Raw genomic sequence first — 23887 nt, forward strand, 5'->3', positions numbered from 1 at the left:
CACAGGCTGCCGTCAGGAGGATCTATGAAGGGCGACGATCGCGTCATCGAATTTCTCAACACCGTGCTCAAGAACGAGTTGACCGCGATCAACCAATATTGGTTGCATCACCGGTTATTCGATCATTGGGGCGTCAAACGGCTCGCCGAATTTGAACGGCATGAATCGATCGACGAGATGAAACATGCCGACTGGCTGTCGGAACGCATTCTGTTTCTGGATGGCCTGCCCAATTTTCAATTGCTCGGGCGGTTGCGCATCGGCGAAACGGTCGAGGAAGTCCTTAAATCAGACCTCGCACTCGAAATGGAAGCGGTCACCGACCTGCGCGATGCCATCGCCCATTGTGAGGAAGTGCGTGATTATGTCAGCCGCGACCTGTTCCGCCGCATTCTGGACAGTGAGGAAGAGCATATCGACACGCTGGAGCGTCAGTTCGACATGATCGAACGGATGGGACTGGAAAACTACATTCAGCTCAACGCCAAACCGGAAGAAGGCGAGGACTGAATCCTCGCCTATCGCGATCAATGCATCGCGGTGTTGCGGCGTCCGAAGCCGCCGGATTTACGTGAGACCAGCGGATTGGCTTCGCTTTCCAGCGCTGACAAGGTAGATTCGAACAACGGGCGCAGTTTTACGACATGCTGTAACGCATCGCCCGGCTGCTCGCGCCGTTCGACACAGGCACGCGCAATCACTTCCACCGTTTCTGCCAGTTCCGACAGCGCCTCGGCCCCAAATTGCCGTGATTCGCCCTTCAGCGTATGGGCCGGGATGACCAGCGCCGCAGCGTCCTGGGCGCGCATCGCCTGCTCGATCTGGCTGACCGATTTAGTCCCGTCTTCCCGGAAATACCCAAGGATTCGAACGAAATTGGCGCCGAGCTGGGCACGTGCGCTCGCAAAGGCAGTCCAGTCGATCAGCCCCCTTTCTGCGCTCGCTCCGTTCATAATACTCAATCTCCAAGCTTACTTTTACCGGACACGGCCCCTTAGTATCGCAAAGAGTGTAAACAGCCGATTGATATCGCTATCCGATTTTAGGGTCAGGCCCCATTAACTTCGTGGATCGTGATATCGCCATGCGGTTTTGTGGCGAGGAAAATGGCCGAAGGCGGGGCGGCACCCGAAGGGCGGGGCAGCAAAGCGCCGGGACGGCGTTGCTCGATTGGCAGATAGCGCTGCTATCTGCCTGCACGCGCGCCTTGTTCCACCACTTTGCTGCCTCCGTCACGACCACGAAATCAATGGGGCCTGACCCTAGCCCACTATTCGGAACCGATCGACTGCAATCCGCTCGAATTCGCGCTCTGCTTGCGAGGCAACTGCCGCTAATTCTTTTTCCGCTGCCGGATCATCGGCCAGAATTTCCACGGTGCCGCTATTCTCGCGAAGCGCTTTCGCCAGCCGTATCGCGGGCCAGGGGCAACGCATCCCTCTGGCGTCTATCCGCATGTCAGTCCCGGTCAAAGGGGTTGCGCGGTGCGCGCACGGTCAGCCGTACCGGCACCGCGCCAAAGCCGAATTCGCGCCGGATGCCGTTGATCAGATAGCGACGATAGCTTTCGGGCAACAGGTCGACCCGCGTGCCGAACAGGATGAAGCTGGGCGGCCGCGTCTTCGCTTGCGTGACATAGCGCGGCTTGATCCGCTTACCGCCCGGTGCAGGCGGTGGATTGGCCTCCATCGCACGCTCGAACCAGCGGTTGAGCGCGCCCGTCGACACGCGCCGCGACCAGGCATCGCGCGTTTCGAACGCGACCTTGATCAGCATGTCGATCCCCTTGCCGGTCGCTGCCGACACGGTGAGCAGCGGCACGCCCTTCACCTGTGCCAGCCCTTCGTCAAGCGCGCCTTTCACCCCGTTGAACAGGCTGCTGGCATTTTCCGCAACATCCCATTTGTTGAGTGCGATGACCAGCGCACGACCTTCGCGAAGCACGGTGTCGGCGATTTTCAGGTCCTGTACCTCCAACCCCTTGGTGGCGTCGAGCAGCAGCACCACGACCTCAGCGAAATCCACCGCGCGCAGGGCGTCGGCAACCGACAGTTTCTCCAGCTTTTCCTGAACACGCGCACGTTTGCGCATTCCGGCGGTATCGATCAGCCGTACCCGCCTGCCCTGCCATTCCCAGTCGATGGCAATCGAATCGCGGGTAATTCCGGCTTCCGGCCCGGTAATCAGCCGGTCCTGCCCCAGCATCCGGTTGATCAGCGTCGACTTGCCCGCATTGGGCCGCCCGACGATCGCCAGTTTGAGCGGCGCATCGGGAGAATCGTCTTCCTCTGCTTCGGCATTTTCCTGCTCGATGCGCTCGCAATGCGGCAACAGCGCTTCGAACAGGTCGGCGACACCTTCACCATGTTCGGCCGAAAGCTGCACGGGATCGCCCATGCCCAGCGCCAGCGCCTCGATCACACCTGCCTCACCCGCACGACCCTCGGCCTTGTTCGCGACCAGCACGACCGGCGTTTCCGAGACGCGCAGCCAGCGGGCGATTTCCTCGTCCAGCGGCGTAATGCCGGCACGCGCATCGATCAGGAACAACGCGACATCGGCATCGCGCACTGCCGCTTCGGTCTGCGTGCGCATCCGCCCCGGCAGAGTGGCGGCGTCCTCATCCTCATAGCCTGCGGTATCGATCACCCGGAAATCGAGGTCGAGCAGATGCGCCTCGCCCTCCCGCCGATCACGGGTCACGCCGGGCTGGTCGTCGACCAACGCCAGCCGCTTGCCGACCAGCCGGTTGAACAGCGTCGATTTGCCGACATTGGGGCGGCCGATAATGGCAACGGTGGGAAGCTGCATAACAAAGGGTATAGCCAAAGCGCGCCGCTTCGCCACGCCCAATCAACGGTCATGGCCAAACGGCGCAGGGTTTCAGATCATGGGCGATAATGGGGCGAAACCTGACCGCCCCACCTCGTTATCAGCGATAGGCCTTCAGGTCGCCATTATCAGTGAGCAGATACAGCATATTGTTCGCCACCACCGGCGGCAGATAAAAGCTGCCCTTCAGCTCCATCGTCTTGCCGATCATGCCCTTGGTCGGTTCGACAAAGGTCACCTGACCCAGGTTATTGGTCAGCAACAGCTTGTTGCCCGCCAGTACCGGACCTACCCAACTGATCGCATCCTTCTTTTTCTTGGGCTTACGATATTCGGGAAGCTGGGCAATCCAGCGGATCTTGCCGGTATCGCGCGCCATACATAGCAATTTGGCATTGTCAGTGACGACGAAGATCCAGTTCCCCGCGACCCACGGCGTCGATCCGCCGGAGATATTCTGTTCCCACAAACGGCGTCCGCTCAGAATATCGAGCGCAACCATCCGGCCGCCCTGCCCGATGGCATAGACCTGATCATTATCGAGTACCGGGTCAGCATCGATATCCACCAGCGACGACACCGAGGTCGACATGCGCGTACGCGCCAATACGTCGCCCCACAGGTTGCGGCCATTCTCATAGCGATAGGCATTGAGCTCGCCGGAGGAGAAGCCCGCGATCACACTGCCGCGTCCCGCCGCCGGAGCCGCTACGCCGAACACGCCCTGCGATTCGATCGACCCCGACTGGGTCCAGACGACATGCCCGTCATCATAGGAAAGCGCGAAGAGCTGGTTGTCCTGGCTCAGCACATAGACATTGCCGTCTGCGACAGTCGGCGAACCGCGCAGCGGGCCACCCGGCTTCTGACGCCACAATTCCTTGCCGTCGCTGGCATCCATCGCGATCACTTCGCCGATGCCGTTGGTCGCGAACAGCCGCCCGTCGCTGTAGCTGACACCACCGCCGAATACGACGCGGCTGTCCGCCTTGCTCTTGTCGGTATCCTTGGTCCAGAGCTGCTTGCCGGTATCGGCCGCAAAGGCATGGACCACGCCGTCGGTATCCATAACGTACAGATGGCCGTCGGCGACAACGGGCGCCGCCGCCAGCCGGGTACGATTGGTACTGCCGGGAATGCGCGCGCTCCAGGCAAGTGTCAGATTGTCGTTGAGCGCAAAGCTGCCGCCCGACTTGGCCGCGCTACCGCCCGGCTGCGCCCAACTGGGGTTGACCGTTGGCGCGGGCAACGTGACCCGCACATCCTTGATCGTTTTGTCGACGGTGATGTCGTCTTCGGATGCCAGAATCGGAATCCGCGCGCCGAGCACCGGCGTCGTCTTCGTCTTGGCCTTGAAAATCCCGCACGCGCTAAGCGCCATGAGCGCCGCGATGGCGGCGCCGCTTCTTAATTTCATCATCCCGCAGTCTTGTCCTTAGCATCCGTGTCAGCGCCCTTGTATTTGTCGACCGCATCCACCCCTAATACGGCCGCCATCTGAACCGCACGTTGCCGGATACTGTCCGGCACCTTGTCGGCGGCGGCGATATCGCCGAACATCTTGCCCGCCAGATCGCGGCGATTGGCGCGCAGATAGGCGATGGCAACCATTTCGCCCGCACTACCGAACCAGGGGCTTCCCTTCGTCGCCAGCGGGCTGAGCCGGTGAATGATCGCATCCGGCTTCATCGTGTCGAATTGCACCGCCGTCTCGCGAATGGTGGCGAGATCGCGGTACGGCTGCGGCAGGCTGTTGTCAGCGGCAATGGACGCGAACTTGGCGGCTGCGCCTTTCTCGTCGCCCTTATCGAGCAGCATGTCGCCTTCGGAGAACAGCGCCATCGCGCGATAGCCCGCAATCTTCGAATCGGCGAGCTTCGCAAGCGGCTGTGCGGCTTTTTGCGGCTCGGTACCCGACAATTGCTTCAGCGCGTCGTCATAGGTGCGCCCCTGCTCGCCGGCGATAGTATTGTGATGATGTTGCCAGTACATCCAGCCACCGGCGGCCACAATCGCCAGAACCACCGCAACGGCGATCCACAAGCCCCAGCGCTTGCCGAACTCGGCCAGTTCCTCGCGGCGAAGTTCCTCATCGACCTCGCGGAAAAAGACTTCATTGGATTGGGGGGACTGCGCCAAACGAAAACTCCATGGATAAGGGCGCCGGACCTTAACCGCGCGCCGCCGGAAAACCTAGTTCAGTTTTTCGGAACGTAAATCTGTTCCTCACCCGGAAAGGCCCTGCTGCGCACATCGGACGCATACTGCCCAACCGCGGCGGAAATACGGCCAGCCATATCGTCGAATTTCTTCACGAAACGTGGCGTACGTTCGAACAGGCCCAGCATATCTTCCGCCACCAGCACCTGCCCGTCGCATTGCGCCGATGCACCGATACCGATGGTCGGGCAATCAACGGCCTGCGTGATCTCCACCGCGATCGGTTCGACCACGCCTTCGATCACCACCGAAAAAGCACCTGCCTGCGCCACTGCTGTAGCGTCCCCGACAATCTTCTTCGCCTCGGCCTCGCTGCGTCCGCGCGCGCCATAGCCGCCCAGCATGTTTACCGCCTGCGGGGTCAGGCCGACATGGCCCATCACCGGAATGCCGCGTTCGGTCAGGAAGCGGACGGTATCGGCCATCGCCTCGCCGCCTTCCATCTTCACCGCCGCAGCGCCCGTTTCCTTGAGCAGCCGGGATGCGCTGGCAAAGGCCTGTTCGGGTGAACCTTCATAGCTGCCGAACGGCATGTCGATCACGACCAGCGCGTGATAGCTGCCGCGCACCACCGCCGCGCCATGCGCCGCCATCATCTCCAGCGTCACCGGTACCGTCGACGGCAAACCGTAAATCACCTGGCCCAGACTGTCGCCGACCAGCAGCATATCGCAATGCGGATCGAGCAACTGCGCCATGCGCACCGTATAAGCGGTCAGCATCACCAGCGGTTCGCCGCACGCTTCCGCCCCGGCCTTGCGTCGCCGGATCGCGGGCACCGTCACCCGCTTCATCGGCGCCGGGGTCGGATTCGCACGGCTGGTCGCGGTGTCGATCGTATAGGTGGTGGACATGCAGCGCGCTCTAGCGAATATCCGCATGCTTCGCCAAGGAATTCCCGACCATGAGCCGGGATTTTGGCGTTAAACGATGCGTTCGGGGCAAAACTGGAATGCCAGGCCCTGTCTATACGCCCTCAGCGAATCCAGCCGCGCTGGCGCGACCGGGCGGCAAACCACCATTCACCCGCAGCGATCAGGATGACGATCAGCGGAAAAATGACCGACGCCATGCCGCGCAGCGCGAGAATATCGGTCGCACCGATCAAATAACCGAACTGCAACACCACCGCGATAAAGGACAGCGCGAACAGCGGCACGGCGTACCACCGGCGCAACAACAGGATAATCGCGCCCAGCAGGCCGCCCCAGGTGGCTATGCCGTAAACCCAGTGCAGCCACACCGGAATCGATGCGCGCAAGAGGCGATCGGGTTCGGGCATTGCCGCCACCTGAGCGGGCGACATCATCGCATCGGCATAAAAGGCAAGCACGCCCAAAGCGTTCCAGACGATCAGGATGATTGCCACGATGCTGAACCACAGCGGCGGCCGTTTCTCAAATTGCGAAGCCATTCGACCTCTCCCCCAAATTGTATCGCGATCTTCGCGCAATGCCGGGGAATTGCAAGCCTGCGCTACAGCAAGGCGTCGGCGTAGCGGTCGATGGAAAACCCGACCAGCACCCCACCGGGATATTCCAGCACCGGCCGCTTGATCATCGACGGACTGGCGACCATCAGCGCGATTGCCTTGTCGCGATCGATATCCTGCTTGTCGGCATCGGGCAGTTTGCGAAAGGTCATGCCTGCCCGGTTGAGCAGCTTTTCCCAGCCCACCGCTTCGGCCCAGCGCGCCAGCCGCGCCGCATCCGCCCCCTCCTTTTTATAATCATGGAAGGTATAGGAAATGCCGTTCTCATCCAGCCACAGCCGCGCCTTCTTCATCGTGTCGCAATTGGGGATGCCATAAAGCTGTATTGTCATTCTCTCTCTCCGTCGCGGCAGCGTGCAACCACCTGTTTGAGCGCATCCTCCACCGGCACCGACAGCGGCACTCGCCCGCCGAGGTCGGTTTCCAGTGTACCGCTCGATTGCATCAAGATGCTCAGCCAGGGCGCGCGCAACGGCATCTTGCCCGAATAGCGCGCACTGCCCCCGCTCCGTTCCTTGCCATCGTCTTCCCGAAACACCCGCACCAGCGTGCTTCCGGCGGGAAGCGACAGGTTGAGAATTTCCACCGGAGCGGTCGCCTCCTCGTCGGGACGACTGAAGGTCAGGGCATTATCGGCGCGGTCACAGCGTACCGACAGGCTTGCGTCATCACTGCCCGAGCCAAATAGCGCCACCGCCCCGTTGCTATCCTCCTGAAAGCTCCAATGCCCCTCACGCGGTGGTAGTGGCGGCATCGCGGTGCCCGGCGGGGCCGGAGTGGGCTTTACCAGCGGCGGTTCATTATCGTCATTGGGAGAACGCACGGATTTCGCCGCCGCACCAACGACGTTCAGCGGCTCCACCGTATCTGTCGTATTGTCCGCCCCCTTGTCCGAGGATGAACAGGCAGCGCACAGCATCAGAAGCGCAGTCGCCATGGCGCCATATACTCGGCGCTTCAGCGAAAGATGCAGGTCGTCCCCGCCCATAATGTCGTAATCCTTGCATCGGAACCGCTGCCGCCGAGCAGTCCTGCCATATCCCCTGCCCGAAATTCCTGCCCCAGCGAACTTGTCGAAAGCCGCACGTCATAGGCCGATTTCAACATGTTCAGCGTGGAACCGATTCCCACACCGGCCGCGGTCGTCAGCTTTCCGGTGTCATTCGGCACTGTCCAGCCGACGAATGTCGCATTCTGAAAGGACAGGCGCAGCCCGTTTGCGAATTGAGCGATATCCATCGCGCCTGCGGGACATTCGCCATTGCGCTCCTGTTTCACCGGCTCGCCTGCTATCTGACTCAGCGCCGACAGTACGACATCCTGTGCAGTGCCGAACGGCAACTGGCGACTGTGTCCGTTTTGCGGATCGACAAGTGTCAGCCCGTCCGGGGCGATATTCAGTAACAGCTTCGATGCAAGAGTCGCGACCGTGCTGTTTTCCGCCGTGCTATTGGCGGCGACACCGGCCGGCATCGCACTCTCTACATTCGCATCAGGTGTCGCACTCTGCTCGCTATTGGGCATACGGGTTGAACTGTTGCAGGCGGCGAGCAGCATCGGCCCTGCCAGCAGCGCCACAACCGTCACGCGCATGACGCAGCCTCCACCGTTTTGGAGGCGCGAATCCACGCCGTGCCTTCATGTCCGAATCGGGCAATATCGGGGTGCGCGATTTCAGCCAGAATCTCGGCCGATTCGATCAGGCGCGGCCCTGGCCTGTTGAAGAAATACTGACCATCGGTGACGAAAACCTGCCCTGAACGCACCGCGCGCAAGTCCTGCCAGCGCGGATCGGCGGCAAGCGTCGGCAGTTCGGCAAGCGTCTGGGCGATCCGGTATCCGCACGGCATCAGCACCAGCATGTCGGGATCGGCTTCGGCCAGCGCTTCCCAGCCAATCCAGGGCGAATGCTGCCCCGGCGTCGCCAGGACCGACTCGCCCCCTGCTACATCGATCAGTTCGGGCACCCAGTTACCCGCCACCATCAACGGGTCCATCCACTCGATCGCAGCAACCTTCGGACGCGAGCGCCCCTCGACTACCGCAGCGACACTCGCCAGCCGCGCTTGTAACTCTGTCACTAGCCGCTCGCCCGCTTCCGGCGCATCCAGCGCGTCGGCCACCCGCCGTACATCGCCCCAGACATCAGAAAGATCATCCGGCGCCAGACTGACCAAGTCCGGCTTTGCACCGGTCCAGTCGTTCAGCGCCTGGGTCAGGTCGTCGGGCGTCACCGCACACACGGCACATTGTGTCTGGGTCAGGATGACCTGCGGGTCGAGTCTCCGCAATAGAGCCGCATCGACTTCATACACCGACAGACCGCTGGCGACGATTTCCTGCACCCGATCCTCGATCGCACGCGATGTCAGCCCCTTTTCCAGCTTGCTGCGCGTGACCGGCGGCAGTGCCGATACGCCATCCGGCCAGTCGCATTCATGGCTGCGTCCGACCAGCGCGTCACCGAAACCCAGCGCTACGGCAATCTCCGTCGCGCTGGGGAGCAGGGAAACGATGCGCGAACCGGCGCCCTGCATCAGGCGAGGCGGAGGCGCGAACCGAACAGGCGCGGCGACGTGCTGGCGAGCAGTGCATGTGCAGCCAGCAGCACAGCCAGCCACAGCGCGTCATTGGCCAGAATGCCCAGCACGATCTGCGGCGCAAAAGTCGGAAGGCCACCAAAGAACAGTGCGACGATGTAGAGCGAACCTTCATAAGCAATGAATGCCGCAATCGCCGCCAACAGCACCTTGGGCAGCGCAGCATTCTCTCCCGCAACCTTGCGTGCGACGAAATAGGACAGCATCGTCCCGCCCGCAATCGCAGCACCCCAGCCGATCGAATAGGCGTCGACCGGATAGTCCGAAACGCAATATCCCATCGCCTGATTGGCCAGCCAGCATGCCAGTACGGTCAGCGCACCGCGGCGCTTGTCCATCGTTACCGCCGCCGCAACCGACAGCGCGACGAACGGGGTCACACATTTGAACACCCACGACCCGGCAACCGCGAAGATCGCCAGCGTTACCGGCCACAGGACCGTGCGAATCACAGGGTTGGTCGTCTGCATGTCTGTATCCCTTGTTATGCCTATTCCCACTCGATCGTGCCGGGGGGTTTCGACGTATAATCATATACTACACGGTTCACGCCGCGCACCTCATTGACGATCCTTGTCGCGACCCGCGCCAGAAATTCGCTGGGAAAAGGATATATTTCCGCCGTCATGCCGTCGGTGGAGGTTACCGCGCGCAGGGCGAGGACATGGTCATAGGTGCGCCCGTCCCCCATCACGCCCACTGTCCGCACGGGCAGCAGCACCGCAAACGCCTGCCAGATCGCATCATAGAGACCGGCATTGCGGATTTCCGCCAGATAGATGCTATCGGCCTTGCGCAGAATGTCGCAACGGTCCTTGCTCACCTCGCCGGGAATACGGATCGCCAGTCCCGGTCCGGGAAAGGGATGCCGCCCGACAAATGCCTTGGGCAGCCCCAGTTCCTGTCCCAGCGCGCGCACTTCGTCCTTGAACAACTCACGCAGCGGCTCGACCAGCTTCATGTTCATGCGTTCGGGCAAGCCACCGACATTATGGTGGCTCTTGATCGTCACGCTCGGACCGCCGGTAAAGCTGACGCTCTCGATCACATCGGGGTACAATGTGCCTTGCGCCAGAAATTCCGCGCCGCCGATCTTCTTCGCCTCTTCCTCGAACACATCGATGAAAGTCTTGCCAATGAACTTGCGCTTGGCCTCAGGATCGGTGACACCCTTCAACCCGTTCAGGAACAGCGTCTCCGCCTGCACATGCACCAGCGGAATATTATAGCTGTTGCGGAACAGTCCCACGACCTGCTCCGCCTCTCCAGCGCGCATCAGGCCGTGGTCGACGAACACGCAAGTAAGCTGGTCGCCGATCGCTTCGTGGATCAGCACCGCAGCGACCGCTGAATCGACACCGCCCGACAGGCCGCAGATCACCCGGCCGTCACCAACCTGTTCGCGGATCTCGGCAATCTTCGCGTCGCGAAATTCCGCCATCGACCAGTCGCCCGCCAGCCCGCAGACATGGCGCGCAAAATTGGCGATCAGGCGCCCACCGTCCGGCGTGTGCACGACTTCGGGGTGAAACTGCATCCCGTAATAGCGCCGCGTGTCGTCGGCGATCACGGCATAAGGCGCGCCTTCACTGGTGGCGACGACACGAAAGCCTTCGGCCAGCGCCGTCACCTTATCGCCATGGCTCATCCAGACCTGATGCGTCTCGCTTTCGGTCCACAGCCCGTCGAACAGTTCGCAACGGTCGTCGATGGAAATGAAGGCGCGTCCGAACTCGCCTGAGTCGCCCAACTGCACTGCGCCGCCAAGCTGCGCCATCATCGTCTGCTGGCCATAGCAGATGCCGAGCACGGGCACGCCGCTTTCGAACACGCAATCGGGCGCGCGTGGACTGTCCTCGTCCAGCACGGAGGCAGGGCTGCCGGACAGGATCACCCCCCTGGGCTGCAACCGCTCAAACGCCTCTTCGGCCATGCTGAACGGCGAAATTTCGCTATAGACACCCGCTTCGCGCACGCGACGGGCGATAAGTTGAGTCACCTGGCTGCCGAAATCGACGATCAGGATGGAATCGGACGGATGCGCGCTCATGGACGCGCGATAGGAAGCCTGTGCACGCATGTAAAGCGCGCGGGACGCGAATGCCTCGCGCCCCGCCGCATTCGAACCGGCAATCGCCCTATTCGACCGGTTTCACTCTCATACCGGTCCAGTGCGCGGCAAAGGCCCACATATCGGCATATTCCTCGATGATCTTGTCGGTTGGCTTGCCGGAACCGTGCCCGGCGCGAGTCTCGATACGGACGATATGCGGCTTGTCGCCGATATCCGCATGCTGAAGCGCGGCGGTATATTTGAACGTATGACCCGGCACCACGCGGTCGTCGGTATCGGCGGTCAGTGCCATAATCGCCGGATAGGTCTCGCCTGAATGAATATTATGGTAGGGCGAATAGCTGTAGAGGACTTTGAAATCGTCCTCCTTTTCCGGATAGCCGTAATCGTCGACCCAATAGCGTCCGGCGGTAAACTTGTCGAAACGGATCATGTCCATGACGCCGACTTCAGGCAGTGCCGCCGCAAACAGATCAGGCCGCTGATTGGTAACCGCACCGACCAGCAGACCGCCGTTCGACCCTCCCTGTATCGCAAGCTGCTGTTTCGTCGTCACGCCCTCGGCGATCAGATCCTCAGCCGCGGCGATAAAGTCGTCGAACACATTCTGCTTGTTATGCAGGCGTCCGGCATCGTGCCAGGCCTTGCCATATTCTCCGCCGCCACGCAGGTTGGCAACGACGAACACGCCGCCCTGCTCCATCCAGGCCAGCCGGGTGGAGGAATAGCCCGGCGTCAGCGAAATGTCGAAGCCGCCATAGCCGTACAGGATCGTCGGTGCAGGTTCGGTAATGCCCTTTTTATGGACAATGAACATCGGCACGCGCGTTCCGTCCTTCGACGTGAAGAAACGCTGGCGAACCACATACTGGGCAGGGTCGAAATCGACATCGGGCTTTGACCAGATGCTTGCTTCCCCGGTCTTCACATCATAGCGATAGATGGTGGTCGGCGTCGCGAAGCTGGTAAAGGCGAAGAAGGTTTCGGGGTCGCCCGGCTCGCCGCCGAACCCGGAAGCGGTGCCGATACCCGGCAGCGTGACATCCCCCAGCGGCTTACCGTCAAGGCTGTAGCGTTTCACTGCCGACTTCACATCTTCCAGATAATTGGTCAGCAGCACGCCATCGACGATGCTTGCCCCCTGCAGCGTTGATTGCTGCTGCGGCACCACCTCCTGCATCTTGCGAACCGAACTGGAGGCATCGATTGCCACTACACGCCCGCGCGGCGCATCGAGATCGGTCAGGAAATAAAAGGTGCTGCCTTCATTGCCCGCCAGTTGCCAGTCATGTTCGAGACCGCGGATCAGCTTCACCGGCTTCATCTTAGGATCGGTCAGGTCGATCAGCGTGATTTCATAGCGGCTGTCGGTGCCTTCCGAACTGGTGATGACCAGCCAGTGCCCATCGTCCGTCACCTGCCCGAAATGGCCCAGTTTTGGCCGATCAGGAGTCGCATAGACCTTGATATCGCTCGATTGCGGGGTACCGAGCTTGTGGAAATAGACGGTCTGATTCATGTTCAGCGCCTGATATTCCGCATCTGCCGCCGGTTCGGGAAAGCGCGAATAGAAAAAGCCCGAGCCGTTTTTGACCCAGGCGATATTGCTGAACTTCACCCATTTGACTTCGTCGGGCAGCACGTCGCCTGTCGCTACATCCAGCACCCGAATCGTGCGCCAGTCGGTGCCGCCGTCCTGCACACCGTACGCAATGCGCGTGCCGTCCTCCGACGGGACCCATTCCGCCATCGCGGTTGCACCGTCCTTCGACCATGTATTCGGGTCGATCAGCACCCGGCCCTCACCGTTCAGGCTGTCGCGTTCATACAGCACCGCCTGATTCTGCAGGCCCGCATTGTGCATGTAGAAATAGCGCCCGCCCTTGCGCACCGGCATTCCCGATCGCGCATAATCCATCAGCGTTTCCAGGCGCTTCTTGAAAATGTCACGCCCCGGCAAGGTGCTCAGATAGGTGTTCGTCACCTTGTTTTCTGCTGCCACCCAATCGGCGACTTCCTTGTCGGTACGAACATCGTTTTCCAGCCAGCGATAGGGATCGGCGACTTTGATGCCGAAATGGTCCTCGACAATATCGTCGCGGCGGGTCTGCGGATAGGAAAGAGGTGCGGACATGGTGACAGTTGTCTCCTGCTTGTCCTGGGCCAAAACGGGCCCGGTAGCGAATAGAAGCGGCAAAGCGATCAGGCTCAGGCGACGCATGGTGACTGGTTTCCCCCCGAAAACAAAGAAGGCCGCACCTTAGGTGCGGCCTTCCGTTCGAGCAATCGCGAACCTGATCAATTGGGGGGAAATCAGGCCGCGTCCTCAAAGTCCTCGTCGCCCTGGACCGGACCGGAGTCCTGCCCCTTGGCATCGACATCGCGGTCGACGAATTCGATCACCGCCATCGGCGATGCGTCGGATGCGCGAATGCCGGCCTTGATGATGCGGGTATAGCCGCCGTTGCGATCGGCATAGCGTTCCGCCAGCACGTCGAACAGCTTCACCAGCTGCGTGTCATCGAGAAGCCGAGCATGGGCGAGACGACGGTTGGACAGGCCACCCTTCTTCGCCAGCGTGATCAGCTTTTCGACGTAAGGGCGCAGTTCCTTCGCCTTCGCGACGGTCGTGGTAATCTGCTCATGCTTGATGAGCGCCGCCGACAGGTTGCGCAGCAGCGCAATACGGTGGGCGGAGGTACGTTGCAGCTTACGGCCGCCATAACGATGACGCATAGTTCATTCCTTCGTTCGTTAAGGGGCCGCGCGAGGGAAATTCCCCCCCCCAGGTACCCCAGACCAGGCAGTGTTTCGGGCCACCGCCAACAAACCCTTAACCGTCATTCCAGCCAACGCTGGAATCGCCAACCGCATACGCATTTACTACGGCCAGCGACCCCAATCTTTATCGGGATGACAGAATAAGCTCCTGCGTTATCAGCCGAGGATTTCCTGTTCCAGCTTCTTGGCCATTTCCTCGATATTCTCGGGCGGCCAGCCGGGGATTTCCATGCCAAGGCGCAGACCCATCGAGGACAGGACTTCCTTGATCTCGTTGAGCGACTTGCGGCCGAAGTTCGGCGTACGCAGCATCTCGGCCTCGGTCTTCTGGACCAGATCGCCGATATAGATGATGTTGTCGTTTTTCAGGCAGTTGGCCGAACGCACCGACAGTTCCAGCTCGTCGACCTTCTTGAGCAGATAGCGGTTGATCTGAGCGGCATCGCCCGAACCCTCGCCCGACTGCTGTGCCTGCCCGGCCGGTGCCTGTGCAGGCATTGCCGAGTCGTCGAAGTGCACGAACAGCGTGAGCTGGTCCTGAAGAATACGCGCGGCATAGGCCAGCGCATCTTCCGGTGCCACGGTTCCGTCGGTTTCGATGGTCAGCGCCAGCTTGTCATAGTCCAGATCCTGCCCGACGCGGGTCGGATCGACCTTGTAGCTGACCTGACGCACCGGCGAGTACAGCGCATCGACCGGGATCAGGCCGATCGGCGCATCGGCCGGACGGTTTGCAACCGCAGGAACATAGCCCTTGCCGGTATCGGCAGTCAGTTCCATGTTCAGCGTTGCGCCATCGTCAAGGTGGCAGATGACCAGATCGGGATTCATGACCTCGATATCGCCGGAAACTGCGATGTCACCGGCCTTTACCGCACCGGGACCGGTTGCAGAGAGTTGAAGCCGGCGGGCACCTTCGCCCTCCATCTTCAGTGCGATCTGCTTTACGTTCAGGACGATATCGGTGACATCCTCACGCACGCCAGCAAGCGACGAGAATTCGTGCAGGACATTTTCGATCTTGACCGACGTTACGGCCGCGCCCTGAAGCGACGACAGCAACACGCGACGCAGCGCATTGCCGAGCGTCAGGCCAAAGCCGCGTTCCAGCGGCTCCGCGACGAACGTTGCCTTGCGCTTGGGATCGCCACCGGGCTTCTTGTCGAGGCCGTTGGGCTTCTTGAGTTCCTGCCAGTTCTTTGCGTTGACAGACACGGGCTTCCCCTAGGTTGGGCGGGAAGAGGGGCACCTCCCGCCGAAAAATCCGAAAAGCCGCCCCTTGAAGGAACGGCCGAACGGCGAAAAATCAGACGCGGCGACGCTTGGACGGACGCACGCCATTGTGCGGGATCGGCGTCACGTCACGGATCGAGGTGATCTGGAATCCGACCGCCTGCAGCGCGCGAAGGGCGGATTCGCGACCCGAACCCGGACCCTTGACCTCAACCTCCAGCGTGCGGACGCCATGATCGGCTGCTTTGCGGCCCGCATCTTCAGCGGCGACCTGAGCAGCATAAGGCGTCGACTTGCGGCTGCCCTTAAAACCCATCATCCCGGCCGACGACCAAGAAATCGCATTGCCCTGCGCGTCCGTGATCGTGATCATCGTGTTGTTGAAGCTGGCGTTCACATGGGCGACGCCGGCGGTGATATTCTTGCGCTCGCGACGGCGAATGCGCTGTGGTTCACGTGCCATTTGGTGTTCCTGACCTGAAATCTCTATGCGGAAACCGGCGGGCGATCAGCCCCAAGCCTGCCTCCGGCGGAGTAATTCACGCGTCGCGCGAATTACTTCTTCTTGCCTGCGATCGGCTTCGCCTTGCCCTTGCGGGTGCGCGCATTGGTATGCGTACGCTGACCGCGAACCGGCAGGCCCTTACGATGGCGAAGGCCGCGATAGCAGGCCAGATCCATCAGCCGCTTGATGTTCATCGCGGTTTCACGGCGCAGGTCACCCTCAACGGTGTAACCGGCATCGATCGCCTCACGAATCTGCAGCACTTCCTGATCGGTCAGATCCTGAACCCGGCGCTCCGGCGCGATGTTCAGCTTGGTCGTGATTTCCTTGGCTTTGGCCTGGCCAATGCCGTGAATATACTGAAGCGCGATCACTACGCGCTTGTTGGTCGGGATGTTAACACCCGCAATACGTGCCATGGATTATATTCTCCCAGCTCCACGAGGCGCAGCATGGCAGCATTCGCCCCATCTCGTCGCGTTTCAATCCGACAACAAAGCATGACAGCGGCGTGCGCAAAATAGCGCCGCCGGAATCACCGGTGTTTCGGAATGGCGCCCAATTAGGGGCGGTCGCTTTTGTTGTCAAGCGAAGCCCGCACTGTCAAGCGATATAAATCACTGCTCAACGGGCTTTTCATCCGACCGCGGGCAAAATGAGCGTTGCCCGCAACCCCGGCATGTTATCCCTCAGTTCGAATCGGCCACCATGCATTCGCGCGACCGCCGCCACCAGTGCCAGCCCCAGCCCCGCCCCCGGCGTGGTGCGCGCTCCATCCAGCCTCCCGAACCGGCTGAGGGCTCGGTCATGGTCTTCGGGCGCAATACCCGGTCCATGATCGCCGACTTCAATGCGCACTTCCCCGCCATTCAGCACGATGGTCAGTTCGACCGTGTCACCGGATTTGCCATAGACCATGGCGTTCTCGATGAGATTTGCCAGCGCCTGTGACAGCAACTGGCGATGCAGCGGTATTTTCAGGGAGGCTTGCACTTCACCGTGAAATGCAAAGTTCAGGCCATGTTCCTCCACTACAGGCGCGTAGAGATCGGCCAGTTCCTGAACCACGGACAATGGAGAGGCAGGCTTCAGTGAGTCGGCCGGAACTGCTTCTGAGCGCGTGATTTCCATCATGGTCGATAACAGCCGCGTCATCATATCGGCTTCGCTGATCAATGCGGTAAGCGCCGAATCGCGTTCCAGTGGGTCGTCGGCCTTGGCTGCCGTTACAGCGTGGGTGCGTAAGCGAGCGAGCGGCGAACGCAAATCATGCGCCAGACTATCGGTAACCAGCCGCAGCTCCGCGACCAGCGCGTTGACCCTGTCCAGCATCCCATCCATCTGCCGACCAAGTCGGTCAAATGAATCGGCACTATGTTTCGGCGCACCGACCCGATGACTCAGCGCGCCCTGCGTCACCGCTTCGGCAACATTGGCAATTCGGTTCAGGCGACGGGTGACGTAGCGCGTCAACACCCATCCGCCCAGGCATCCCAATATCAGTGCCAGTCCCAGTGCCAGCAACAGCGCACGCTCGATCGTCCGCTGCGCATGTTGCACATCATCGAGCATATGGCCGTTGATCAGCCAGAACTGCCCGACCGGCTGGATGGCCACGCCCGCTTCCCGCTCAGACCACTGGCCTGATTGCGCGATCTTGCCGATCCGGAAACGATCCCGTGTCAGCGGCACCGAAGGCGCAAGCGGTCCCTGTCCGGCGATCCGGCGACCCTGTGCAGTTACCACTTCGGCAATCATTGCCCGGTCGCCTGCGCCCACCGAATTCGATATCGTCTGACGCAGGGCAGGCATTCCGCCCGACCGCCACAACGCTGTCAGCGTGTCGGATTGCTCGATGGTATCACGGCGTAGCTCATTAATCGCGTCGCCATGGCTTTGCTGCCAGATGAACCCGATCAGCAACAGGCTCGTCGCCAATGTCATCGTCACCGCCAGCAGCGCCAGCCGGGCGGTAATCGTAACGCGCATCAATTCTGCACGGACAACATATATCCCGCGCCGCGTACGGTATGAAGCAATGGCTGTTCGAAACCGTCATCGATCTTGCGGCGCAGGCGCGCGATATGCACATCGACGACATTCGACCCCGGATCGAAATGATAATTCCAGACCTTTTCCAGCATCATCGTGCGGGTCACTACCTGTTCGGCATTACGCGCAAGATATTCAAGCAGGCTGAATTCCCGTGCACCCAGCGTGATCATGCACCCTTGCCGTGTTGCCCGGCGAGCACGCAAGTCGACTTCCAGATCGCCCACCCGCAATTTTGCCTGTTCGGTGGCTTCGTCATCAGGCCGCGCGCGCCGTAGCAGCGCCTCGACCCGCGCCAGTAATTCGGTAAAGGAAAAGGGCTTGGTCAGATAGTCGTCCGCTCCTGCCTGCAGGCCGTCGACCCGGTCATCGACGGTTCCCAGCGCCGACAGAACAAGCGCCGGAATGCGATTGCCCGAATCCCGTGCTGCCCCGATCATCGACAGGCCGTCCATGCCGGGCAGCATCCTGTCGACGATCATCAGGTCGAAAACGCCCTCGCCCGCAAGTTTCAGGCCGTCTCGGCCGTTGTCGCAATGCTCGGTGACGAAGCCCGCCTCCTTCAGCCCCTTGGCCATATAGGCCGCGGTTGCATCGTCGTCTTCGATCAACAGGAGCTTGCCGGACATAGTATCCACGCCATTACAGTTTCCGCCGCTATAGCCGCCCGTCCACGCGCGGAAAAGGGGCAGTAAAGCATAGATGGCCCACGCCTTTGCGACGCAGACGATTCACCGGCATTCGTGGAACCGATTCAGATGACCTTGCCGTCGAGTACCGCTTCGATTTCTTTAGTCACCGTATCGATCTGAGCCATGCCGTCGACTCGACGAACCAGACCACGCGCTTCGTAGATCGGCAGGATCGGCGCAGTCTTGGCGCGATATTCAGCCATGCGAGTACGTACGGTTTCGGCGTTGTCGTCCGGGCGACGTTTGAACTCATGTCCGCCACACACATCGCAAGTGCCTTTAACCTTCGGCAGCTTATACTTGTCGTGATAGCCCTCACCGCAGTTCGCGCAGGTGAAACGACCGACGATGCGATCGACCAGCGCATCCTCATCGACCTTCAGTTCGATGACATAATCGAGTTTGCGTCCGCGTTCGGCCAGAAGCCCGTCAAGCGACTCCGCCTGTGCCGCTGTCCGGGGGTAGCCGTCGAAGATCGCTCCCTTTTCGGTATCGGGCTGATCGAGGCGTTCGCCGATAATCGCAGAGACGATATCGTCGGACACCAGTTCGCCCGCCTCCATCACCGCCTTGGCTTTCAACCCCACCGGGGTTTCCGCCTTCACCGCAGCGCGCAGCATGTCGCCGGTCGATAGCTGGACCATACCGCGATCATGTTCCAGGCGGCTTGCCTGAGTGCCCTTGCCAGCTCCCGGCGGGCCGAGCAGAATGATGTTCACAGGCTTTCCCCCCTGTTTCTCGTCAGTCTTGAGTCTGCCAGCCCGGCCTTAGCGCCTGCGGCCGCCCTTCAGCTTGGCCTTCTTGATCAGGTCACCATATTGATGGGCAAGCAGATGCGACTGAATCTGTGCAACCGTGTCCATGGTTACGTTGACCACGATCAGAAGGCTAGTCCCACCAAGGTAGAAGGGAATGCCCATCGCCGAAACCAGATATTCGGGCACCAGACAGATCAGCGCCAGATAGGCAGCACCAATCACGGTAATCCGGGTCAGCACATAATCGAGATAGACCTCGGTATTCTTACCCGGACGAATGCCGGGAATAAACCCGCCATAGCGCTTCAGATTGTCCGCAGTCTCTTCCGGGTTGAACACCACAGCGGTGTAGAAGAAAGCAAAGAAGACGATACCCGCGCCATAAAGCAGCATATAGGTGAGCGACCCGTGCTGCAGATACTGGTTGAGCGTAATAATGGCATCGCCCCACCAGCTCTGACCCGCGACGTGGTTGCCCGCGAACTGCGTGATGGTCAGCGGCAGCAGCAGCAGCGACGACGCGAAGATCGGCGGAATCACACCCGAAGTGTTGATCTTCAGCGGCAGATGGCTGCGCTCCGCCTGCATACCGCGTGCCGTCTGGCGTTTGGGATACTGGATCAGAATTCGCCGCTGAGCATGTTCCATGAAGCAGATAAACAGTACGATCGCTGCCACCGCCGCGATCAGCACCGCCACGGTCAGCGGATTGACCGAGCCCGAACGGCCGCCTTCGAACAACTGGGCAAGGCTGATAGGCAGCCGCGCGACGATACCCGCCATGATGATCAGGCTGATACCGTTGCCAACACCGCGACTGGTGATTTGTTCACCCAGCCACATCAGGAACATCGTACCGCCGATCAGGCTGACGACTGCGCCGATACGGAACAACCATCCCGGCTGCACCACCGCATGCACGCCTGCCGATGCGCCGAACGATTCAAGCCCGGCGGCAAGCGCATAGCCCTGCACCGCGGTCAGCGCGACCGTGCCATAGCGCGTATATTGATTCAGGCGCATCCGGCCCGATTCGCCCTCCTTCTTGATCGCCGCCAGTTGCGGGCTGAGCGATGTCGCGAGCTGCACCACGATCGAGGCGGTGATGTAGGGCATCACGCCAAGCGCAGTGATGCTCATCCGCTTGAGCGATCCGCCTGAGAAGTTGTTGAAGAAATCAAGCACCCCGCCCGAGGTGCGCTCGGCCAGCACGCCAAGTGCGGTGGGGTCGATTCCGGGTAGCGGCACATAGGTCAGCATGCGGAAGATAATCAGCGCACCGATGGTGAACCACAGGCGCTTCTTCAGCTCCGTCGCCTTGCTGAAATTGGCCAGGCTCAACCCGGCGGACATCTGGTCGGCAGCACTTGCCATAATCGTTTCTGAATCCCGATATAAACAAAGCGGCGGGATCGGTTCCTCCGCCCCCGCCGCTTCATATAGTCATGCAATCCGACTTGTCTAAGCCCGATTGCGCGGCGTGCCGATTAAGCGTCCGCCTTTTTTCCTCTGGACTGGCCCTTGCCCTTCTTGGCAGCGGCCTTTTCCGAAGCGGCGACGACTTCGATCACCTCGACCGAACCACCTGCCTTTTCGACAGCTTCCTTGGCTGACTTGGACGCACCGGCGACAACGAACTTCAGCTTTGCCGACAGTTCCCCCTTGCCCAGCAGACGCACACCGTCCTTGCCGCCACGTGCCAGACCGGCAGCCTTCAGCGCGTCATGGTCCACGGTGGCCTTGGCATCGAGCTTCTTTGCATCGACGGCCTTCTGCACCGCGCCCAGGTTCACTTCGGCATAATCCTTGGCGAAGATGTTGTTGAAGCCGCGCTTCGGCAGGCGCATGTGAAGCGGCATCTGACCGCCCTCAAAGCCATTGATCGCGACGCCCGAGCGCGCCTTCGCACCCTTCTGACCACGACCGCCGGTCTTGCCTTTGCCCGAACCGATCCCGCGCCCGATGCGCATCCGGCCCTTACGAGCGCCTTCATTGTCCTTGAGTTCGTTGATTTTCATAATATGCACTCGCTTTCGCTTTGTTCGCGCTGAAATAGAGGAAGGGGGCCATTAGCCCCCTACCCCGTGTTTGTCACGATCGAAAAGGCGTTCAGCCTTCGACCGACACCATATGGGCGACCTTGGCGATCATGCCGCGTACATCCGGCGTATCTTCCAATTCGACCGTCCTGTGCATCTTGTTGAGGCCCAGACCGATCAGCGTCGCGCGCTGGCTCTTGTCACGGCGAATGGGCGAACCCGTCTGGGTAACCTTCACCGTCTTTTTCGCGTTCTTCTTCGCAGCCATGGGGCCTTACTCCGTGATCGCCGCGGCATCGGCCTCGGCGGTCTGCGATCCACCACGGCCCAGCAGGTCGGCGACCTTCTTGCCGCGACGCTGTGCCACCGCCTTGGGGCTGGACTGATCGCCCAGTGCCTCAAAGGTCGCACGGATCATGTTATAGGGGTTCGACGTGCCTACCGACTTGGTCACGACGTCCGCAACGCCCAACGCCTCGAACACCGCACGCATCGGACCGCCAGCGATGATGCCGGTTCCCGGAGGTGCTGAACGCGCATAAATGCGACCAGCGCCAAAGGTGCCGCGACCGTCATGGTGCAACGTCCGGCCTTCGCGCAGCGGCACGCGAATCATTTTCTTCTTTGCGGAGGCGGTCGCCTTGGAGATGGCCTCAGGCACTTCTCGCGCCTTACCATGACCAAAGCCGACCCGGCCATTGCCGTCACCGACCACGACGAGTGCAGCAAAGCCGAAGCGCTTACCACCCTTCACCGTCTTGGAGACGCGGTTGATATGCACCAGCTTTTCGATCAGCTCTTCGCCGTCGTCCTGATTGTTGCGACGGTCGTCGCGACGACCACGGCCACGGCCGCCCCGATCACCACGGTCACCGCCGCGTCCGCGACCGCCACGGCCGCCGCGATTCTGCTGCGGCTGGGTGGCATCCTGCGCCGTGGTTTCGGGCGCAGTCTTCGCTTCGGGCTGATTGCCCTGGCCGGTCGTATTTTCGTCAGCCATTCTTAAAACTCCAATCCGCCTTCACGCGCCGCATCGGCAAGCGCCTTGACACGACCGTGGAACAGGAACCCGCCGCGATCGAACACGACCTGCGTCACACCAGCCTTTTTCGCGGCCTCTGCAACGCGCGTGCCGACATCCTTGGCAGCGTCGATGGTGGCGCCGGAGGTGCCGCGCACATCCTTCTCCAGTGTCGACGCAGCAGCGACGGTCTTGCCCGCCTGATCGTCGATCACCTGAGCATAGATATGCTTGCCTGAACGATGGATCGACAGCCGGGGACGGCCACCGGCGCGTCCGCGAAGCGCACTGCGGTTGCGGCGACGCCGCTTCTCGAAGAGGGAAAGACCCTTGGTCATTACTTCTTCTTCCCTTCCTTGCGGAAGATATACTCGCCCGCATATTTGATGCCCTTGCCCTTATAGGGCTCGGGACGACGCCAGCGCCGGATTTCAGCCGCGAGCTGACCAACCTTCTGCTTGTCGATGCCGGAGATTTCGACCGTTGTCTGGTCCGGCGTCTTGATCTCGATGCCTTCCGGCACGTCGATATCGACATCGTGGCTGAAACCGAGCTGAAGCTTAAGCTTCTTGCCCTGCGCACTGGCACGATAGCCAACACCGTTGATCTCAAGCCGCTTCGAAAAGCCCTCGGTCACACCCGTCACCAGGTTCTGCACCAGCGTACGCTGCATGCCCCAGAAGGAGCGTGCGCGCTTGGTGTCGTTCGCCGGCTGCAACTGGATACCGCGATCGGTCATCTCATAAGAGACCAGCGGATCCTTCGGCATGGTGAGCGCACCCTTCGGCCCCTTCACCGAAATTTCGTCGCCGTCGATATTGGCGGTGACACCCGCCGGAATCGCGACCGGCCGTTTGCCTGTACGACTCATCAGAACACCTCCGCCAGCACTTCGCCGCCGACATTCTGGTCACGCGCCTCAGCGTCGGACAGAACGCCGCGTGGCGTCGAAACGATGGTGATGCCCAGGCCGTTGCGCACGCGCGGCAGGTCTTTCGACCCCGAATAGACGCGACGGCCGGGCTTCGAGACGCGCGCGATTTTCTTGATCGCAGGCTGGCCCTCAAAATATTTCAGCTCGATGCGGATGCCGGCTGCCGGCCCCATCTGCTCTTCGGAATAGCCGCGGATGAAACCTTCACGCTGCAGAACGTCGAGCACGCGGGTGCGCAGCTTCGACGCCGGCGTCAGGACAGAGTCCTTACGCGCGCGCTGGCCGTTGCGGATGCGGGTGAGCATATCACCCAAAGGATCGGTCAATGCCATCTTTGAATATCCTTACCAGCTCGACTTGGTGAGGCCGGGGATCATGCCCTTGTTGGCAAGATCGCGCAGCATCACGCGCGCCAGACGGAACTTACGGTAATAACCGCGCGGACGCCCTGTGAGCTCGCAGCGATTACGCACGCGGGTCGGATTACCGTTCCGCGGAATCTCCGCCATCTTGAGCCGTGCGATGAGACGCTCGGTCTCATCGAGCGACTTGTCGTTCGCGATGGCCTTCAGTTTCGCATATTTAGGCGCATACTTCTTAACAAGCTTCTTGCGCCGTTCGTTCTTGTTGATCGAACTCAGTTTCGCCATGACT

General features: G+C 60.9%; 30 protein-coding genes. 1 reads left to right on the forward strand and 29 read right to left on the reverse strand.

What is annotated here, in order from left to right:
• Nucleotides 1-24 precede the first annotated feature (24 nt).
• A complete protein-coding gene (bfr, locus tag FHR23_RS02680) occupies nucleotides 25-510 on the forward strand; it encodes a bacterioferritin (RefSeq protein ID WP_184001371.1) in 486 nt (161 codons plus the stop codon).
• Between the two features lie 17 nt (nucleotides 511-527).
• Here the strand turns inward: bfr and FHR23_RS02685 are convergent, their stop codons facing one another.
• The 29 genes from FHR23_RS02685 to rpsN all read right to left on the reverse strand — a co-directional run bounded on the left by FHR23_RS02685 (nucleotide 528) and on the right by rpsN (nucleotide 23883).
• Complete coding sequence (locus tag FHR23_RS02685; protein WP_184001372.1) at nucleotides 528-953, reverse strand: Hpt domain-containing protein; 426 nt, start codon at nucleotides 951-953, stop codon at nucleotides 528-530.
• 309 nt (nucleotides 954-1262) lie between these two features.
• Entirely contained in the window at nucleotides 1263-1457 is a 195-nt protein-coding gene (locus tag FHR23_RS02690) for a sulfurtransferase TusA family protein (protein ID WP_184001373.1), read from the reverse strand.
• Nucleotide 1458: 1 nt separating this feature from the next.
• The gene (gene der / locus FHR23_RS02695) at nucleotides 1459-2811 is read right to left on the reverse strand and encodes a ribosome biogenesis GTPase Der (protein ID WP_184002140.1); all 1353 of its coding nucleotides are present in this window, start codon (nucleotides 2809-2811) and stop codon (nucleotides 1459-1461) included.
• Between the two features lie 121 nt (nucleotides 2812-2932).
• A complete protein-coding gene (locus tag FHR23_RS02700) occupies nucleotides 2933-4252 on the reverse strand; it encodes an outer membrane protein assembly factor BamB family protein (protein WP_343042954.1) in 1320 nt (439 codons plus the stop codon).
• The gene (locus FHR23_RS02705; protein ID WP_184001374.1) at nucleotides 4249-4971 is read right to left on the reverse strand and encodes a tetratricopeptide repeat protein; all 723 of its coding nucleotides are present in this window, start codon (nucleotides 4969-4971) and stop codon (nucleotides 4249-4251) included. Before FHR23_RS02705 ends, FHR23_RS02700 begins: the two co-directional genes overlap by 4 nt.
• A 59-nt stretch (nucleotides 4972-5030) precedes the next feature.
• Nucleotides 5031-5906 carry a 3-methyl-2-oxobutanoate hydroxymethyltransferase gene (gene panB, locus FHR23_RS02710; RefSeq protein ID WP_184001375.1) on the reverse strand — a complete coding sequence of 292 codons (876 nt, stop codon included), beginning with the start codon at nucleotides 5904-5906 and terminating at the stop codon, nucleotides 5031-5033.
• A gap of 122 nt (nucleotides 5907-6028) precedes the next feature.
• Nucleotides 6029-6466, reverse strand: a complete 438-nt coding sequence (locus FHR23_RS02715) for a hypothetical protein (protein WP_184001376.1) — start codon at nucleotides 6464-6466, stop codon at nucleotides 6029-6031.
• A 62-nt stretch (nucleotides 6467-6528) separates the two neighbouring features.
• Nucleotides 6529-6876: an ArsC family reductase gene (locus tag FHR23_RS02720; RefSeq protein ID WP_184001377.1), complete on the reverse strand. Its 348-nt coding sequence runs from the start codon at nucleotides 6874-6876 to the stop codon at nucleotides 6529-6531.
• Nucleotides 6873-7481, reverse strand: coding sequence for a hypothetical protein (locus FHR23_RS02725; protein ID WP_184001378.1), 609 nt, complete (start codon nucleotides 7479-7481; stop codon nucleotides 6873-6875). The genes FHR23_RS02720 and FHR23_RS02725 overlap by 4 nt, the downstream gene beginning before the upstream one ends.
• Nucleotides 7482-7501: 20 nt before the next feature.
• Complete coding sequence (locus FHR23_RS02730; RefSeq protein WP_184001379.1) at nucleotides 7502-8137, reverse strand: hypothetical protein; 636 nt, start codon at nucleotides 8135-8137, stop codon at nucleotides 7502-7504.
• Complete coding sequence (locus tag FHR23_RS02735) at nucleotides 8128-9081, reverse strand: cobalamin-binding protein (RefSeq protein WP_184001380.1); 954 nt, start codon at nucleotides 9079-9081, stop codon at nucleotides 8128-8130. The genes FHR23_RS02730 and FHR23_RS02735 overlap by 10 nt, the downstream gene beginning before the upstream one ends.
• Nucleotides 9081-9614: a hypothetical protein gene (locus FHR23_RS02740; protein ID WP_184001381.1), complete on the reverse strand. Its 534-nt coding sequence runs from the start codon at nucleotides 9612-9614 to the stop codon at nucleotides 9081-9083. Before FHR23_RS02740 ends, FHR23_RS02735 begins: the two co-directional genes overlap by 1 nt.
• A gap of 20 nt (nucleotides 9615-9634) precedes the next feature.
• Nucleotides 9635-11194: a glutamine-hydrolyzing GMP synthase gene (gene guaA / locus FHR23_RS02745; protein ID WP_184001382.1), complete on the reverse strand. Its 1560-nt coding sequence runs from the start codon at nucleotides 11192-11194 to the stop codon at nucleotides 9635-9637.
• Between the two features lie 88 nt (nucleotides 11195-11282).
• Nucleotides 11283-13439 carry a prolyl oligopeptidase family serine peptidase gene (locus FHR23_RS02750; RefSeq protein WP_184001383.1) on the reverse strand — a complete coding sequence of 719 codons (2157 nt, stop codon included), beginning with the start codon at nucleotides 13437-13439 and terminating at the stop codon, nucleotides 11283-11285.
• Nucleotides 13440-13531: 92 nt separating this feature from the next.
• Nucleotides 13532-13954 (reverse strand): 50S ribosomal protein L17, encoded by a 423-nt coding sequence (rplQ, locus tag FHR23_RS02755; protein WP_184001384.1) that lies wholly within the window; start codon nucleotides 13952-13954, stop codon nucleotides 13532-13534.
• Between the two features lie 201 nt (nucleotides 13955-14155).
• Nucleotides 14156-15214 carry a DNA-directed RNA polymerase subunit alpha gene (locus FHR23_RS02760; protein ID WP_184001385.1) on the reverse strand — a complete coding sequence of 353 codons (1059 nt, stop codon included), beginning with the start codon at nucleotides 15212-15214 and terminating at the stop codon, nucleotides 14156-14158.
• Nucleotides 15215-15305: 91 nt separating this feature from the next.
• Nucleotides 15306-15695, reverse strand: coding sequence for a 30S ribosomal protein S11 (gene rpsK / locus FHR23_RS02765; protein ID WP_184001386.1), 390 nt, complete (start codon nucleotides 15693-15695; stop codon nucleotides 15306-15308).
• Between the two features lie 92 nt (nucleotides 15696-15787).
• The gene (rpsM, locus tag FHR23_RS02770) at nucleotides 15788-16156 is read right to left on the reverse strand and encodes a 30S ribosomal protein S13 (protein WP_184001387.1); all 369 of its coding nucleotides are present in this window, start codon (nucleotides 16154-16156) and stop codon (nucleotides 15788-15790) included.
• A gap of 217 nt (nucleotides 16157-16373) precedes the next feature.
• Nucleotides 16374-17726 (reverse strand): sensor histidine kinase, encoded by a 1353-nt coding sequence (locus FHR23_RS02775; RefSeq protein ID WP_246359668.1) that lies wholly within the window; start codon nucleotides 17724-17726, stop codon nucleotides 16374-16376.
• Nucleotides 17726-18418, reverse strand: coding sequence for a winged helix-turn-helix domain-containing protein (locus FHR23_RS02780; RefSeq protein WP_184001389.1), 693 nt, complete (start codon nucleotides 18416-18418; stop codon nucleotides 17726-17728). The genes FHR23_RS02775 and FHR23_RS02780 overlap by 1 nt, the downstream gene beginning before the upstream one ends.
• Nucleotides 18419-18543: 125 nt before the next feature.
• Nucleotides 18544-19200, reverse strand: a complete 657-nt coding sequence (locus FHR23_RS02785) for an adenylate kinase (RefSeq protein WP_184001390.1) — start codon at nucleotides 19198-19200, stop codon at nucleotides 18544-18546.
• Nucleotides 19201-19248: 48 nt separating this feature from the next.
• A complete protein-coding gene (gene secY / locus FHR23_RS02790) occupies nucleotides 19249-20613 on the reverse strand; it encodes a preprotein translocase subunit SecY (RefSeq protein ID WP_184001391.1) in 1365 nt (454 codons plus the stop codon).
• Nucleotides 20614-20726: 113 nt separating this feature from the next.
• On the reverse strand, nucleotides 20727-21257 hold the full coding sequence (rplO, locus tag FHR23_RS02795) for a 50S ribosomal protein L15 (RefSeq protein WP_184001392.1): 531 nt from the start codon (nucleotides 21255-21257) through the stop codon (nucleotides 20727-20729).
• Nucleotides 21258-21348: 91 nt separating this feature from the next.
• On the reverse strand, nucleotides 21349-21546 hold the full coding sequence (gene rpmD / locus FHR23_RS02800) for a 50S ribosomal protein L30 (protein WP_184001393.1): 198 nt from the start codon (nucleotides 21544-21546) through the stop codon (nucleotides 21349-21351).
• Nucleotides 21547-21552: 6 nt separating this feature from the next.
• The gene (gene rpsE / locus FHR23_RS02805) at nucleotides 21553-22278 is read right to left on the reverse strand and encodes a 30S ribosomal protein S5 (protein WP_246359669.1); all 726 of its coding nucleotides are present in this window, start codon (nucleotides 22276-22278) and stop codon (nucleotides 21553-21555) included.
• Nucleotides 22279-22280: 2 nt separating this feature from the next.
• Nucleotides 22281-22637, reverse strand: a complete 357-nt coding sequence (gene rplR / locus FHR23_RS02810; RefSeq protein ID WP_184001394.1) for a 50S ribosomal protein L18 — start codon at nucleotides 22635-22637, stop codon at nucleotides 22281-22283.
• Nucleotides 22637-23170 (reverse strand): 50S ribosomal protein L6, encoded by a 534-nt coding sequence (gene rplF / locus FHR23_RS02815; protein WP_184001395.1) that lies wholly within the window; start codon nucleotides 23168-23170, stop codon nucleotides 22637-22639. Before rplF ends, rplR begins: the two co-directional genes overlap by 1 nt.
• Nucleotides 23170-23565: a 30S ribosomal protein S8 gene (gene rpsH, locus FHR23_RS02820; RefSeq protein WP_184001396.1), complete on the reverse strand. Its 396-nt coding sequence runs from the start codon at nucleotides 23563-23565 to the stop codon at nucleotides 23170-23172. The genes rplF and rpsH overlap by 1 nt, the downstream gene beginning before the upstream one ends.
• Nucleotides 23566-23577: 12 nt before the next feature.
• Nucleotides 23578-23883, reverse strand: coding sequence for a 30S ribosomal protein S14 (gene rpsN / locus FHR23_RS02825; protein WP_184001397.1), 306 nt, complete (start codon nucleotides 23881-23883; stop codon nucleotides 23578-23580).
• Nucleotides 23884-23887 lie beyond the last annotated feature (4 nt).

The sequence above is a fragment of the Stakelama sediminis genome (genome assembly GCF_014199335.1).
Classification (GTDB): Bacteria; Pseudomonadota; Alphaproteobacteria; order Sphingomonadales; family Sphingomonadaceae; genus Sphingomonas; species Sphingomonas sediminis.